The organism is Caulobacter sp. (genome assembly GCF_965279145.1).
GTDB lineage: Bacteria > Pseudomonadota > Alphaproteobacteria > Caulobacterales > Caulobacteraceae > Caulobacter.
The window spans coordinates 3331863-3345342 of record NZ_OZ257139.1; the positions used below are offsets into that span (position 1 = coordinate 3331863).

13 protein-coding genes are annotated in these 13480 nt (G+C 64.9%); 8 read left to right on the forward strand and 5 right to left on the reverse strand.

What is annotated here, in order from left to right; genetic code table 11:
- The first annotated feature begins 15 nt into the window (after nucleotides 1–15).
- Nucleotides 16–450, forward strand: a complete 435-nt coding sequence (locus tag ACQY9P_RS15630) for a hypothetical protein (RefSeq protein WP_421738365.1) — start codon at nucleotides 16–18, stop codon at nucleotides 448–450.
- On the opposite strand, the gene ACQY9P_RS15635 is transcribed toward ACQY9P_RS15630, so the two are convergent.
- Together ACQY9P_RS15635 and ACQY9P_RS15640 are read right to left on the reverse strand one after the other, a co-directional pair.
- Nucleotides 447–1658, reverse strand: a complete 1212-nt coding sequence (locus tag ACQY9P_RS15635; protein ID WP_421738364.1) for a DNA phosphorothioation-associated DGQHR protein 1 — start codon at nucleotides 1656–1658, stop codon at nucleotides 447–449. The two genes, ACQY9P_RS15630 and ACQY9P_RS15635, sit on opposite strands and share 4 nt — an antisense overlap.
- A gap of 8 nt (nucleotides 1659–1666) precedes the next feature.
- Nucleotides 1667–2158 (reverse strand): hypothetical protein, encoded by a 492-nt coding sequence (locus ACQY9P_RS15640; RefSeq protein ID WP_421738363.1) that lies wholly within the window; start codon nucleotides 2156–2158, stop codon nucleotides 1667–1669.
- Between the two features lie 215 nt (nucleotides 2159–2373).
- On the opposite strand from ACQY9P_RS15640, the gene ACQY9P_RS15645 reads away from it, so the two are divergent.
- The 4 genes from ACQY9P_RS15645 (at nucleotide 2374) to ACQY9P_RS15660 (ending at nucleotide 5407) form a co-directional block, all read left to right on the forward strand.
- Complete coding sequence (locus ACQY9P_RS15645; RefSeq protein WP_421738362.1) at nucleotides 2374–3444, forward strand: hypothetical protein; 1071 nt, start codon at nucleotides 2374–2376, stop codon at nucleotides 3442–3444.
- 91 nt (nucleotides 3445–3535) lie between these two features.
- Nucleotides 3536–3997: a hypothetical protein gene (locus tag ACQY9P_RS15650; RefSeq protein WP_421738361.1), complete on the forward strand. Its 462-nt coding sequence runs from the start codon at nucleotides 3536–3538 to the stop codon at nucleotides 3995–3997.
- 105 nt (nucleotides 3998–4102) lie between these two features.
- The gene (locus tag ACQY9P_RS15655; protein ID WP_421738360.1) at nucleotides 4103–4867 is read left to right on the forward strand and encodes a DUF4365 domain-containing protein; all 765 of its coding nucleotides are present in this window, start codon (nucleotides 4103–4105) and stop codon (nucleotides 4865–4867) included.
- 12 nt (nucleotides 4868–4879) lie between these two features.
- On the forward strand, nucleotides 4880–5407 hold the full coding sequence (locus tag ACQY9P_RS15660) for a DUF4238 domain-containing protein (RefSeq protein WP_421738359.1): 528 nt from the start codon (nucleotides 4880–4882) through the stop codon (nucleotides 5405–5407).
- On the opposite strand, the gene ACQY9P_RS15665 is transcribed toward ACQY9P_RS15660, so the two are convergent.
- The 3 genes from ACQY9P_RS15665 to ACQY9P_RS15675 all read right to left on the reverse strand — a co-directional run bounded on the left by ACQY9P_RS15665 (nucleotide 5349) and on the right by ACQY9P_RS15675 (nucleotide 7823).
- On the reverse strand, nucleotides 5349–6041 hold the full coding sequence (locus ACQY9P_RS15665; protein ID WP_421738358.1) for an IS6 family transposase: 693 nt from the start codon (nucleotides 6039–6041) through the stop codon (nucleotides 5349–5351). The two genes, ACQY9P_RS15660 and ACQY9P_RS15665, sit on opposite strands and share 59 nt — an antisense overlap.
- A gap of 111 nt (nucleotides 6042–6152) precedes the next feature.
- Entirely contained in the window at nucleotides 6153–6845 is a 693-nt protein-coding gene (locus tag ACQY9P_RS15670) for an IS6 family transposase (RefSeq protein ID WP_421738357.1), read from the reverse strand.
- A 285-nt stretch (nucleotides 6846–7130) separates the two neighbouring features.
- Entirely contained in the window at nucleotides 7131–7823 is a 693-nt protein-coding gene (locus ACQY9P_RS15675; RefSeq protein ID WP_421738356.1) for an IS6 family transposase, read from the reverse strand.
- Nucleotides 7824–7945: 122 nt separating this feature from the next.
- Between ACQY9P_RS15675 and ACQY9P_RS15680 the strand changes: the two genes are divergently transcribed.
- The 3 genes from ACQY9P_RS15680 (at nucleotide 7946) to ACQY9P_RS15690 (ending at nucleotide 13475) form a co-directional block, all read left to right on the forward strand.
- Nucleotides 7946–9241 (forward strand): TetR family transcriptional regulator, encoded by a 1296-nt coding sequence (locus ACQY9P_RS15680; RefSeq protein ID WP_421738355.1) that lies wholly within the window; start codon nucleotides 7946–7948, stop codon nucleotides 9239–9241.
- Nucleotides 9242–9411: 170 nt separating this feature from the next.
- Entirely contained in the window at nucleotides 9412–11676 is a 2265-nt protein-coding gene (locus ACQY9P_RS15685) for a TonB-dependent receptor (protein WP_421738354.1), read from the forward strand.
- 191 nt (nucleotides 11677–11867) lie between these two features.
- Nucleotides 11868–13475, forward strand: coding sequence for an alkaline phosphatase D family protein (locus tag ACQY9P_RS15690; protein ID WP_421738353.1), 1608 nt, complete (start codon nucleotides 11868–11870; stop codon nucleotides 13473–13475).
- Nucleotides 13476–13480 lie beyond the last annotated feature (5 nt).

Here is a 13480-nt window from a genome sequence, read left to right on the forward strand (position 1 = left end):
ATCTAAGGACGGTCAATGGGCGATGAAATCGCGCAGGCGCTGATCGGCGCCGTCGGCGCCTTCGGCGGCGCGATGCTGGCGGGGTGGGTGACGTCGCAAATCACCCGCAATACCCTCCTCGTCGATACCGTCGCCACGGAGCGCGCCGAGTGGCGGGCCCCTGCGCGCGGCGGTGGCGGTTGCCAACCGTTAGGTCGTTCGCTCGTCGTCCGCGCTACGGTTTCTGCGCCAATCCAGGGTCAATCCTACACTCGCCCACCTGATGCGATTGTCAAATCGGGCTTTGCTTGTAGGCCGCCGCTAGGCCTGCCGCTCTGCTATCAGTCCCAGTTTTTTGGCTATACGACGGGTCACGGCCCGCATGGAAATCTCCCGCTCGCCGACCAGGGCGCAGGAGGGGAAGATCAGCTCGGTCTTGGTCGGAAGCGGGATGGTGACCGGTTCTTTTAGGAAGGGTTAGGCGGCAAGAGACCCATCGCCGATTCTAGGTGACGTCGGATCGTCGAGCGACCCGAGCCTGACGCGTTTTGGAATTCAACAGCGGAGAAATCGATGTCCTTTGCTGGCTCGAGTAGCCGCGTGAGCGCCGCCTCGCTGGCGTCTCCTTGGCTCAGAAGCTGTGGGACAACCTTGCGAAGGATGTCGAACAGGGCCTGGATCCCCACGGTCTTGATGATGAACGATCCTGGTCGCGCCGCGCTCCACAGCGTGTGGCTGGCCGCTTTCAAGAAGTTCAGCACGATCGCATAGAGCAGTGCGTCGTTGCCATCAATGTAAAGCGCGCGCAGGGGGGTGCGATCACGCGCCTCGGCTAGGGCTTTCCGGGTTTTGGATTTTGACGCCAGCATCGCATTAGTGTCGCGCTTGGGATTGGACGAGTAGAGTCGCATAATCCCTTCGACGATCGTGGCGGTCGACACATGCCAGGTCTGGGACTCGTTCAAGGCCTCCAATGCCCGGTCGCGCTTCGGCGCGACGAGGATGTGGCCCTTCAGGGGAGACTCGTCGCGGGTGTTAAGGCGCCGGGTGAGATAGACGGCGAGCTTGTCCGGCGTCCACCGCTCGGCGGGTTCGTCGGCAATATTATAGCCGAACAACTCGTAGGTCAGGCTCTTGTCCACTTGCTTCTGCGTCGAGTTGATCGTCGCGAAGAGTTGGGCTTGATAGGGCTTGGGCAGGTCCATGAAAACAGAGCAAATCAACTCTGTCTCGCGCCGCCGAGCGTTGCGGACGTGCTGAAAACCATCGAGCCGATGTTGGCCGTCGATAATCGCCGCGAGCTTGGCCTTCGAAGGGATGATCAGCTCCATGCAACCCGGGTGAAGCTCTACGACGCGCCAGGCCTGAGGGTTCTCACCGTCGTCGTCAGGGCTCTCGGTACTGATCAGACCCGTCGCTTGATCGAAGTTGGCCGCCAGGATGATCGAGTTAGGAAAGGCGCTGTCGTCCCGGTCAATATACTCGGCAATCTCGGCGGGGCGGCCACCCTTCTTGCCGCGCTGCGTGCCATCGACGTCATAGCCGTCCTCATCATCTATGCTGGCGCGCATGCGATCGCTGAACGTGACGTCAAGCAACACGTCGGCGGGAATGATCGCTACGTAGTAGACGCCCAGGGGCTGTTCGACTCGAAGCGCTTTGACAGTCACGGGATACATGGACGACCTCAAACCTTCATGCCGCTAAGGTCGCCGGCCAAAGCCGCGTCCGGATTGCCGCCAACGGCGTCGTCGGGGCTTGCTCCGTCGTGGAGCGAGGGGTTGTCAGCGTTGGCGATCCACCAGATCCACAAGGAAGTGAGGCACGCCACGATCGCCCAGAACCACGCCGAGGCTGACGCGGGGCGCGCGTGGGAAATCAGGGCCAAGCCCACGACCAACGACAGCATGAGCAAGCCGATTGAGAAGGCGTGCCACGGCTTGCTTTTAACCTCGAACACCATCTGTACGCACGACGATGCAATGAGGGCGGGAAAAAAGGTCACTAACGCCGTGTAGGTGTTGTTCCAGTCGCGAACCGCAGGCGCTTCGCCATTGACCTGGACCAGTTCGACCCAGCATCCGAGGCCGCCGAGGCCGAGGACGCAGACGATGAAATAAGTCCAGTACGTGAACTCGCGAGCCGGGCGTTTTGTGCGCCGCGCCAATTCATTTCGCACGAGTTGAGCGCCGCTCGTCCGGGTTGGCGCAGATTCCACAGCAGTCAACGCATACACCCCCTGGCAGTTACAAACCCAAACTTAGCCTTAATGACACGCGCGTCACTTGAAAGTTGCACGCACAGTGGCAATTCGCGTTCAGAGCGCGAAACGTTCGACCCCGACCGATCAACTCGAGGCTGGGCGCAAGCCGGGGCGCCGGTTAGCTTCGGCGCATGAGAAAAATCCTCCATGGCGTCGCCTATGACACCGAGGCGGCCGATTTCGTCGCCAGCCGGCCGCATGCCAGCCCGGTGTCCGACGCCGCCGTCTCCCTGTACCGCAAGCGCGACGGCGTGTTCTTTCAGGTCACGGCCGATCATGAGGGCGTTGGCAACGGCCTTTATCCGCTGACTCAGCGTCAGGCCCGCGTCTGGTTGGAGCGCAACGCCAACGCGCTTGTCGAGACCTATTTCGGGCCGGCCCAGGAGTCGGGCGCGCCGCGCTTCTCGCGCGGCACGCGGATCGCCGCGGTCGAGGTGCTGGAGAAAGCGGTGAACACCCACGCCGACCTGACTCGGATGTTTCAGAAGCTCGGCCGCGAGGTCGCGGCGGCCTGCGACGGCGGCAGCATCAGACCGCGCTACAACGCTCTGATCGACTATCTCGACGAGGACGAGGGCTGCACGGTCGAGGACGGCGGCTTCCTGCAGGACGCCATCGTCGAGCTGGCCGTGGCGAGGCTGCCGATCTCCTCCTACGGCGAGCCGCCCTACCATACCGAGCGCGAGGCCGCCCTCGTCCGCCGGCTCTCGCTCGACGGCTTCGTGGTGTCGGACGGGGTCGTGCACTTGGCCGCTCCCGAGGAGCTGCAGCTGCCCGAGGCCCAGGACGAGATCACTCGCTTGCTGGTTAAGCATGGCTTCGGGGTCGCCCGCGAGCACCTTAGCCAAGCGCTGGAGAACCATGGGCGGGGCAATTGGGCCTCGGCCAACAGCCAGCTGCGTTCTTTCGTGGAGGGCCTCTTTGACGCGATGGCCGCGACCCTGGCGCCGAACGGGGTGTCGCCAGGCAAGGGCGTGGCGGCGAGGGACTGGCTCGGCCGCGAGGGCTTTCTCGATCAGAGCCTCGGCGAGTGGGACCCGGCCGGCAAGAGCTTCGTCAATGGTCTGATGAAGCGCCTGCATCCGGAGGGTTCCCATCCAGGCCTCTCCAACGAGGACGACAGCACCTTCCGTCGCCATGTCGTCCTGGTGAGCGCGAAGCTTTGGCTGACCCGGTTCGACGCCGTGCGGGGGTCACCATGATTGGACAGGTATAAATATACTTTCGCCAATGTGTCTTGTCTAATGTCCTGATGTATGAGATACGATTGCGGCATCCATCGGGGAGGCTCACATGAGCGACGTCATATCGGTCCTGACCTATAAGTCGAAGGAATCGATCCTCGCGGCCGGCGGGACCCAGTCCTGGATCCTCGACCGCACGCGCGCGGCGCGCTGCGACTACGTCGTCATCTGCCGCAACGCCCAAACGCGCACGCCCGAGGGGCCAGAGCCGCACGGCTCAGCGTTCCTGGTCGGCAAGATCAAGGACATCGTGCCGTCGACCGAGACCCAGGGGCGCTGGCTTATCCAGATGAGCGACTACGCCGAGGTGGCGGTGGAGAACCAGTGGGCCGGGCGAAACCCGGTCGGCTATTGGAAGGACGAGAGCTTCAGCGAGATCGACTTCAAGGGTCTCACCTACCGGCCGGTGCGCCCCGGGCGGCGGGGCCTCACCATCGCCGAGGCCAAAGCGGGCCTGGCCGAAGGGTTCGGGGTGCCGGAGTCGGCCATCGAGATCGTCATTCGGGCGTGAAGCGGAGCCGATCCGCGCGGGCGCCATCGCGGATCGCCCGTCCTGGGCGCGCAGCAGCAACGATGTCAGGTCGGGTTCCATCCGGCCAATCCTGGCGGAGGCGACATGACTCAGTTTGATATCCGTGGCGCGACTGGTAAGGCCGGGGAGCGCGAGGTCGAGCGGTTCATCGAGAACCAGCTGGGCTACGTCTACCGCAAGATCGATTCCACCGACCTCGGCGTCGACGGGGAGATCGAGATCCTCGATCGTCGGCGCGGGGCGACTGGCGGCCTGATCAAGGTGCAGGTCAAATCGACCCGGGCCGCCGTCACGGGCTCGCGCATCCGGGTAGCGTTGGATGAGGCCCATCTGGACTATTACGCGTCCCTGACCGTGCCGGTGATCCTGGCCTATGTCAGCATGGCAGAAGGCCAGATCTGGTGGCGGCCGATCCACCACAAGTCCCGCCACCGCGGCCCCAAGGGCGGCTTTGTCTTGACCCTGAACGCGAAGAGCGACCGGCTAACCCGTTCGAGCGCCACCCTGTTGTCGTTCATCGGCAACTGTTCGAACGCCACCATGGCCAAGAGCTTGGTCGAGGACGCCGTCGAGGCGCTCGACGACATCGACAGGCACCGGGAGGAGCAAAACTACGATTTCTGCACGCTCGACATCTGGGCCGAAGAGGTCGCTGAGATGGAGAAGCACTTGGCAGAGGCGACCTGCCTGCTGAAATATGAGCGGCGCTATACCGCCCAAATCTCCAGGATCGAGGAAGCCAACGACGAGGCCAGGACCCGGGTCAGCGACCTCAAGGCCTGGTTTCGCCATATCGGATACGGCGACATCCTGGACGAGCGGCTGGGCCGCAACCAGCTGGATGACTAGGACCTCGTGCTGATGGCGCCGTCCAATCCGCCGCGTCGGCACCACTTCATGCCGGTTTTCTATCTCAAGCGTTGGGCGAGAGCGGACGGCTGCCTGGAGCAATTCCGGCGGTTTGCCGGTCGCCAGATCAAGCCTCGACGCCTCGCGCCGACCGCGACGGGATACAGTGACGATCTCTATGCCATGCCCGGGCTTTCGGCCGACCTGGCCCAACAGGTCGAAAAGCTGTTCATGCAGGAGGTCGACAGCCTGGCGGCGGCGGTGTTGCCGGCCCTGGAGTCGGGAGGGGCAATCGCTTGGACCTCCGAGACCCGCACCGCCTGGGCCCGGTTCGTGCGATCGCTGCAGCTGCGCACGCCAGCCGACGTCGCCGGCGTCAAGCAGCGCGCTCAGGACGATTGGGGGGTGTCGATCCCCTTGATCCAGGAGGGAGCTGTCAGGTTAACCGTCGCAAGTCGAGGAAGGCCAATACTTGGCCGATTCAGGCCGTGGCCTTCGCCCATGCGCCGTGCGCCTCGGCGCGGAAGCGCCGAAGGGTAGGGCGGCTGATCAGGTGTCGTTGGGTGTAGAAGGTGTTGTAGACGGCGGCGTGGGTGGTGAGAAAGCGCTGGGCGGAGGCCTGGCTTTTGAAGCCCTTCATTCGCCGCTCTCGCTGGCGGATGGGCAGATGAGAATTCTCCGCTCTGTTGTTTTCCCTGAGCCGACCCGCCCGATGAAGGTGCTCCAAACCCAGTTCCGCCAAGGCCGCCGAATAGGATCTGAGCCCGTCGGTGGTGATCAATTTGGGCTCGACGGGCTGTCGGCCTAGCAGCCTCATGAGCAATTTCTTGGCCGCCTGGGTGTCTCGACGACGCTGGACCAGCAGGTCGAGCACCTCGCCTTCATCGTCGACGGCGCGCCACAGGTACATGCGCTTTCCGCCCACCCTGCACACCATCTCGTCCAGGTGCCAGCGTGGAGAAGGGGAGGGGCGAAGTCGCTTCAGTCGCCTGGCGATCGCCGGTCCAAACTTCTTGGCCCAGCAGCGGATGGTCTCGTAGCTGACCTCTATCCCGCGCTCGGCGAGCAACTCCTCGACGTCGCGAAGGCTCAAGCTGAAACGAAAGTAGAGCCAGAGCGCATGCTTGATGACGTCCACCGGGAAGCGATGGCGCTTAAACGAGAGCGGTTTCAAGCCTGGTCTCCGCAAATGGCCCGAATGCCGGACGAAACGGAGACTTGTTAGCGTTAGACGGCGCTGTCAGGTTAACCGCCGCAAGTCGAGAAAGGCCAATACTTGGCCGATTTAAGCCGTGGCCTTCGCCCAGGCGGCGTGTGCCTCGGCGCGAAAGCGTCGGACTGTGGGGCGGCTGATCAGATGTCGCTGGGTGTAGAAGGTGTTGTAGACGGCGGCGTGGGTGGTGAGAAAGCGCTGGGCGGAGGCCTGGCTTTTGAAGCCCTGCATTCGCCGTTCTCGCTGGCGGATGGGCAGATGAGAATTCTCCGCCCTGTTGTTCTCCCTGAGTCGACCCGCCCGATGAAGGTGCTCCAAGCCCAGTTCCGCCAAGGCGGCCGGATAGGACCTGAACCCGTCGATGGCGATCCGTTCGGGCTCGACGGGCTGTCGGCCTAGCAGCCTCATGAGCAGTTTCTTGGCCGCCTGGGTGTCTCGTCGCCACTGCATCAGCAGGTCGAGCACCTCGCCCTCATCGTCTACGGCACGCCACAGGTACATGCGCCTGCCGCCCACCCCGCACACCATCTTGTCCAGGCGCCGGCGTGGAGAAGGGGCGGGGCGAAGCCGCTTCAGTCGCCTGGCGATTACCGGCCCGAACTTCTTGGCCCAGCAGCGGATGGTCTCGTAGCTGACCTCGATTCCGCGCTCGGCGAGCAGGTCCTCGACGTCGCGAAGGCTCAAGCTGAAACGAAAGTAGAGCCAGAGCGCATGCTTGATGACCTCGGTCGGGAAGCGATGGCGCTTAAACGAGAGCGGTTTCAAGCCTGGTCTCCGCAAATGGCCCGAATGCCGGACGAAACGGAGACTTGTTAGCGTTAGACTGACAGCACCGCCAACCAGTCCAAGCAACAGGTCTCTGTTGCGTCCGGTGCCGTGTACGCGTCGGACTTTGCGGCACTATTCCCTGAAAATCCGGACTATCGCGCTCGCAGAACAGACGGGAACGCGACCGCTTTCGCGCCAATATCGCGCCCAGTCTCTACACGCCTGGGCCGGGAGCTGTCAGGTTAATCGTCGCAAGTCGAGGAAGGCCAATACTTGGCCGATTTAGGCCGTGGCCTTCGCCCATGCGCCGTGCGCCTCGGCGCGGAAGCGCCGAAGGGTAGGGCGGCTGATCAGGTGTCGTTGGGTGTAGAAGGTGTTGTAGACGGCGGCGTGGGTAGTGAGGAAGCGCTGGGCGGACCACTGGCTTTTGAAGCCCTGCATTCGCCGCTCTCGCTGGCGGATGGGCAGATGAGAATTCTCCGCCCTGTTGTTCTCCCTGAGTCGACCCGCCCGATGAAGGTGCTCCAAGCCCAGTTCCGCCAAGGCGGCCGGATAGGACCTGAACCCGTCGATGGCGATCCGTTCGGGCTCGACGGGCTGTCGGCCTAGCAGCCTCATGAGCAGTTTCTTGGCCGCCTGGGTGTCTCGTCGCCACTGCATCAGCAGGTCGAGCACCTCGCCCTCATCGTCCACGGCACGCCACAGGTACATGCGCCTGCCGCCCACCCCGCACACCATCTTGTCCAGGCGCCGGCGTGGAGAAGGGGCGGGGCGAAGCCGCTTCAGTCGCCTGGCGATTACCGGCCCGAACTTCTTGGCCCAGCAGCGGATGGTCTCGTAGCTGACCTCGATTCCGCGCTCGGCGAGCAGGTCCTCGACGTCGCGAAGGCTCAAGCTGAAACGAAAGTAGAGCCAGAGCGCATGCTTGATGACCTCGGTCGGGAAGCGATGGCGCTTAAACGAGAGCGGTTTCAAGCCTGGTCTCCGCAAATGGCCCGAATGCCGGACGAAACGGAGACTTGTTAGCGTTAGACTGACAGCACCGCGGTCGGACAAGCAAGATCGCGCGACCTGCGGAATCTGGCTTACATTGCGCCATGCCCATACGATCAGACCCGCTAGCCGTCACCGCTCCGGATCGCGACGACGCCCGTGCGCGTGCGGTGGCGGCGGCCATGGAGATCGTGGCAGGGCAGGGGTTGGCGTCGCTGTCGGTTCGCGACCTCGCCGCGGCGATCGGCAAGAGCACGACGGTCATCTTCAACCTTTTCCAGTCCAAGGCCGGGGTATTGGCCGCCATGGTCGAAGCGGCCATGGAGGAGGATCTCGCATTCCACGACGCCTTCCTGTCCCAGGTCGACGGACTCGCCCTGGATCAGAGGAGGATGGTCGACATCACCGCGCGCTATGTCTTGGCGCGGGCCCAGCCCTCGGCGCGCTTCGCCCGGATCTGGGAAGAGGTTCTAATTGATCCCGAGGCCGTCCAGGCCGCGCGACAGCCGCTGGCGCGCTGGCTGGCGATGCGACGAAACAAGCTGGGTGGGCTGCTGGCCCATGACGTCCGCCTCGCGCGACTGGGCGCTGTCTATCTGCCCTATCTGTTGATGGAGGAGCTCTACGCCGCAGCCCTGGCGCGGCGGCTCGACTACGAACTGCTGCTGCGCGAGAGCCTAGAGGGGCTGATCGCCATGGCGTACGGCGAGCCGTCCGGCGGCGAGGCCAAGGTGGCGCAATGGTTCACCGACGGCCTGGTGCTGCCCGAGCCGCCGGGCAAACGGTACGCGCCGCAGTCGGTGAAGATGCGTCTGCTGGACATCGCCGCCGACCAGATCCTGGAGCGCGGCATCGGGGCGGTCACCAACCGCACCGTGACCCAGGCGGCCGGGGTCTCGACCTCGACCATCCTCTACCACTTCGCCGACATGCGCTCGTTCCTGGCCGAGGCGATCTGGCACAGCGTGTTTCGCGAGATCCCCGACTATCTGGACACTCGGAGCCCGCGCGACCGCGAACGGCCGACCGACCTGGACGGACTGGTGGCGCTGCTGGGGCCGACCCTGCGGCCGGGATTGCCCGAGGATCCGGGGCGCGCTGGCTTCTACGTGAAGTACGCCCGCCTGATCGCGCAGATCTGCCTGATCGCCCGGCGCGATCCGGCCTTCGAAAACATGGCCATGTTGCTGCGCGGGCCCGAAGGCGGCGGGACTTATGCGCGGCGCGAGGCCGTCTGGCCTCTGGCTTTTGACATGACCCGACTCGGCGCCATGCGCTTTGCGATCTGGATCAAGGGGTCGGCGCTGCTGAGCTCGGCGTTCCCCGAGAGCGAAGGGCGGGGGGCGGAGGCGCGGCTTGGCGCGGCCGCGCTGGCCCTGGTGCCCGTGGTCGCCCAATAGGTCGAGCGAACGATATTATCTCAACCGCCCCATCGACAGCGCCTCCTCCCAAAGGCAGCTGAAAGAGTTCCTTTGTCTAGGCTTCATCAAAGCGACATGGGCCGCTCCTATATCCCCCTGATGTCGAACAACTGATTTTCCGGCCGCTTGTTGTCGGAAGGAGGGGCGTGATGCGTGTACTGCCGAAAGTGAGTTTTGTGGCTCTGCTGATGGGAAGCGCCGCGATCTTCGCGGGACCGGCCATGGCGGCCGACGCGGTCGCTCCGACCACGGACGAGGCCGGCTCCACCCGTCTGGACGAGGTCACGGTGACGGCGCGACGCCGCGCGGAGTCCGAGCAAAAGGTCGCCGCCGCCCTGACCGTGGTCAGCGGCGCCGAACTGGATCGTCGAAACATCCAGACGGTCAACGACCTGGAGAACAGCATCCCGAACCTGGAGGTCACCAGCCAATTGGGCGGCGGCCAGCCGCAGTTCCGCATCCGCGGCGTCGGCCTGACCGACTACGCCGCCAACAACACCGGCACGGTCGGCGTCTATGTCGATGAGGTGGCGTATCCGTACGGCTCGATGACCCAGGGCGCGCTGTTCGACGTGGCCCGGATTGAGGTGCTGCGGGGGCCGCAAGGCATCCTCTACGGTCGCAACACGACCGGCGGCGCGGTCAGCGTCATTACCAACGCCCCGACCCGGGCCTTCGACGCGGGCTTGACCGCTTCTTACGGCCGCTTCAACGCCGCCCATGTCGACGGCTTCGTCTCGGGGCCGCTGACCGACACCCTGTCGGCCCGCCTGGCGATGACCACCGATCAGGGCGGCGCCTGGCAGTATCACCGCGACACCCACGAGGCGCTGGGCGACAAGGATCGCTTGGCCGCCCGCCTGAAGCTGGACTGGAAGCCAAGCGACGTCACCGAGATCGACGGCTCGCTGCGTTACAACCGCGACAAGTCCGACGGCCTTGGCTTGCGCCTGGTCACCCGCGCCTTCCAGTCGCACAACTACGCCCCGGTCGGTAAGCTCTACCCGATCGACACCGATCCCAGGATCACCGGCTGGGGCATCACGCCTTACTTCGCCAATCTGATCGGCGTCTCCACCAACGCCAAGCCGTTCCGCGACAACGAGGGCGTCGGCGCCAACGTCCGTCTGCGCCATGACTTCGGCTGGGCCGCCCTGACGGCCGTGGTTGGCTACGAGACCTTCAAGCGCCGCGAGTTCAACGATTGGGACGCCACGGCCTCGAACGAAGCCGGCACCTTCTTTTTCAACGACATCGACACCCTGTCGCAGGAAGTGCGCCTAGCCTCGCGTGACGATCAGAGGCTCCGCTGGCTGGCAGGCTTCTACCACTCCACGGAGTCCGTAGACGGCGGCTTCAAGTCGGACTTCTCGGAAGCCTCAACGCTGAAGAGCTGGTACTCGACCACCTACAAGCAGGACGTCGAGACCACGGGCGTCTTCTTCAACCTGGACCATGATCTGACCGACCGCCTTACCTTTTCGGGCGGCCTGCGCTGGGAGGACGAGACCCGGGAACTGAAGGGCTTCAAGACCGAGATCATTGCGCCCGCGTACAGACTGCTGGCCAACACCGACAAGGACCGCCACATGGGCGAATGGTCCGGCAAGGTCGGTGGCGAGTACCATCTGACGAAGGGCGTGCTGACCTATGCCAGCGTGGCGCGTGGCGTGAAGTCGGGCGGCTTCACCACCTACAACAGCGGTCTGCCCTCGCAATTGGACCCGTTCGATCCGGAGAAGCTCATCGCCTACGAGGCGGGCCTGCGCTCGGAATTCTTCGACCGCCGTCTGCGCGTCAACCTGGCCGCCTTCTACTACGACTACCGTGACCAGCAGCTGCAGGGCGTGCTCTACACCCAGACCGGTCGCGTCGGCCGGATCATCAACGTGCCCAAGTCGCACATCCAGGGCGGCGAGTTGGAAATCACCTGGAAGCCGACGGCGCGCCTGACGATCAGTCAGTCGCTGGGCTACAAGTACGGCCAATATGACGAATTCTTCTTCGTCAACGGCGCCGCCACCGAGGCGGCCAAGGACCCGGTCACCGGCCAGTACAACACCATCGTCTACAGCGACCGCTCGGGCGAGCGCCTGCCGTTCCCGCGCGCCGACTATAAGGGCGCTGTCAGCTACGTGATGGATGTCGGCGCCTGGCAGGTCGAGGCCGAGACCAACTATAACTACCGCAGCGACATGTTCAGCACGTCGTCAAACTCGGTGATCGGCGACTACTGGCTGTTCAACGCCAGCCTCACGGCCCGTCCGGCCAACGGCAAGTACGCGGTCGGCGTCTGGGTCAACAACGCCACTGACGACTATTTCGAAGAGACCCGCAACGCCTTCATCTCGGCGGCGACGGCTTCCCCGCACGAGCCGCGGACCTATGGCGTTCGGGTCAGCTGGCGCCACTAGACCTTACGACCTGACTGCGTCAGGCCGTAAGGTCTGGCTCTTCGTTTCACCGCATTTTCTGACGACGAACCGGCGTCCACTTCGTCTGAAAATGCTCTCGTCGACGGCCGCTTCCCCTTCGGCCATCGGCCTCGCCGCGGCGCGCGTTACGCGCCGCGGCGAGGTTTCCTCGTTCTGGATAGGAGCTTGTCATGACGGTTGATCGCAGACGGGTCGTGGGGGCGGGGCTGGCCCTGAGCGCGGCGGCGCTGGTCTCCGGCGCCGAAGCGGCCGAGACCGCTTTTCGCCACGGCGTGGCCAGCGGCGAGCCTGGCGCGGACCAGATGCTACTGTGGACGCGGGTCACGGGTTTGGGCGAAGCCGATGGCCGCTGGCGGATCGCGACGGACCCGGCCATGCGGAAGGTCGTTGAAGAGGGGCCCTTCATCGCCCTCGCCGAGCGAGACTTCACGGTCAAGGTCATTGCGCGAGGACTTAAGCCCGCGACCGACTACTGGTACCAGTTCGAGGCCGGTGGCCAGCGCTCCCCGGTCGGCCGCACCCGCACCCTGCCGGTCGGGCGGGTGGACCATCTCGACCTCGTGCTCGCCTGCTGCGCCATGTACACCATGGGCTATTTCCAGGCCTATCGCGCCATCGCCGAGCGGCCGAAGCTGGATGCGGTGCTGTTCGTGGGCGACTACATCTATGAGTACGGCGCCTCGACCTATCCGGGCCTCGACACCCTGCGGCCGGCCGATCCGCCGCGCGACACTGTCACGCTTGAGGACTATCGCCGCCGTTTCGCCCAGGCCCGGTCGGACGTCGATCTGCAGGCCGCCCACCAGCGCGCGCCGTGGATCTGCACCTGGGACGACCACGAGATCGCCAACGACGACTGGATGCACGGCGCCCAGCACCACGATCCGACCAAGGACGGCGACTGGGAAACTCGCAAGGCCGCCGCCGTCCGCGCCTATTACGAGTGGATGCCAATCCGCGATCCTGACCCGGCCGATCCCTACGCCATCCAGCGCGCGGTGGCATTTGGCGATCTGGCCACCCTGATCGTGCCCGAGACCCGGCTGAAGGCGCGCGAGGCGCAGCTGGCCCTGCCGAAGGATCTGGACCGGCTGCCCGACCAGCGCCCAGACCTTGACGGTTTCCGACGCAAGATCGCTGATCCCGAGCGCCGGATGTTGGGCCAGCAGCAGGTGGACTGGATCGCCGGCGAGATGCGCGGCTCGGTGGCCGCCGGCCGACCCTGGGTGCTGTTGGGCAGCGCCACTGTGATGGCCGACTACGTCTATCCGGACATGAGCGGTTGGACTCCAGCCTCGGGCGCCCTGAAGGGCTTCTTCGAGCTGACCAAGCTGGACCTGCCGCTGCTGAACCTCGACGCCTGGTCGGGCTACGCGGCGGAGCGACAACGGATCTATGACGCCATCCGCGCCAGCGGGGCGCGCACCGTGGTGCTGTCGGGCGACAGCCACATGGCCTTCGTCAACGAGCTGCACGACGACCAGGGGCGGGTGGCCGTGGAGCTGTCGACCAGCACCCTGACTGGTCCGTCGCTGGGCGTGGTCCTGGCCATGAAGGACGCGCCGTTCGGCGAACGGGTGGCCCAGCGCAACCGCGACATCGTCTGGTGCGATCACCTGGCGATCGGCTTCGTCGCCGTCCATGTCACGCGCGAGGCGGTCGAGGCCAGCTTCGTCAGCGTCACCAACCCGCGCGTCACGGGCTCGCCCACGCCGGTGCAGCGCCGCGTGCGCGCCGTCGCGGACGCCAAGGGCGTCAGCGGCTGGACCCAGCTCTAGGAGCC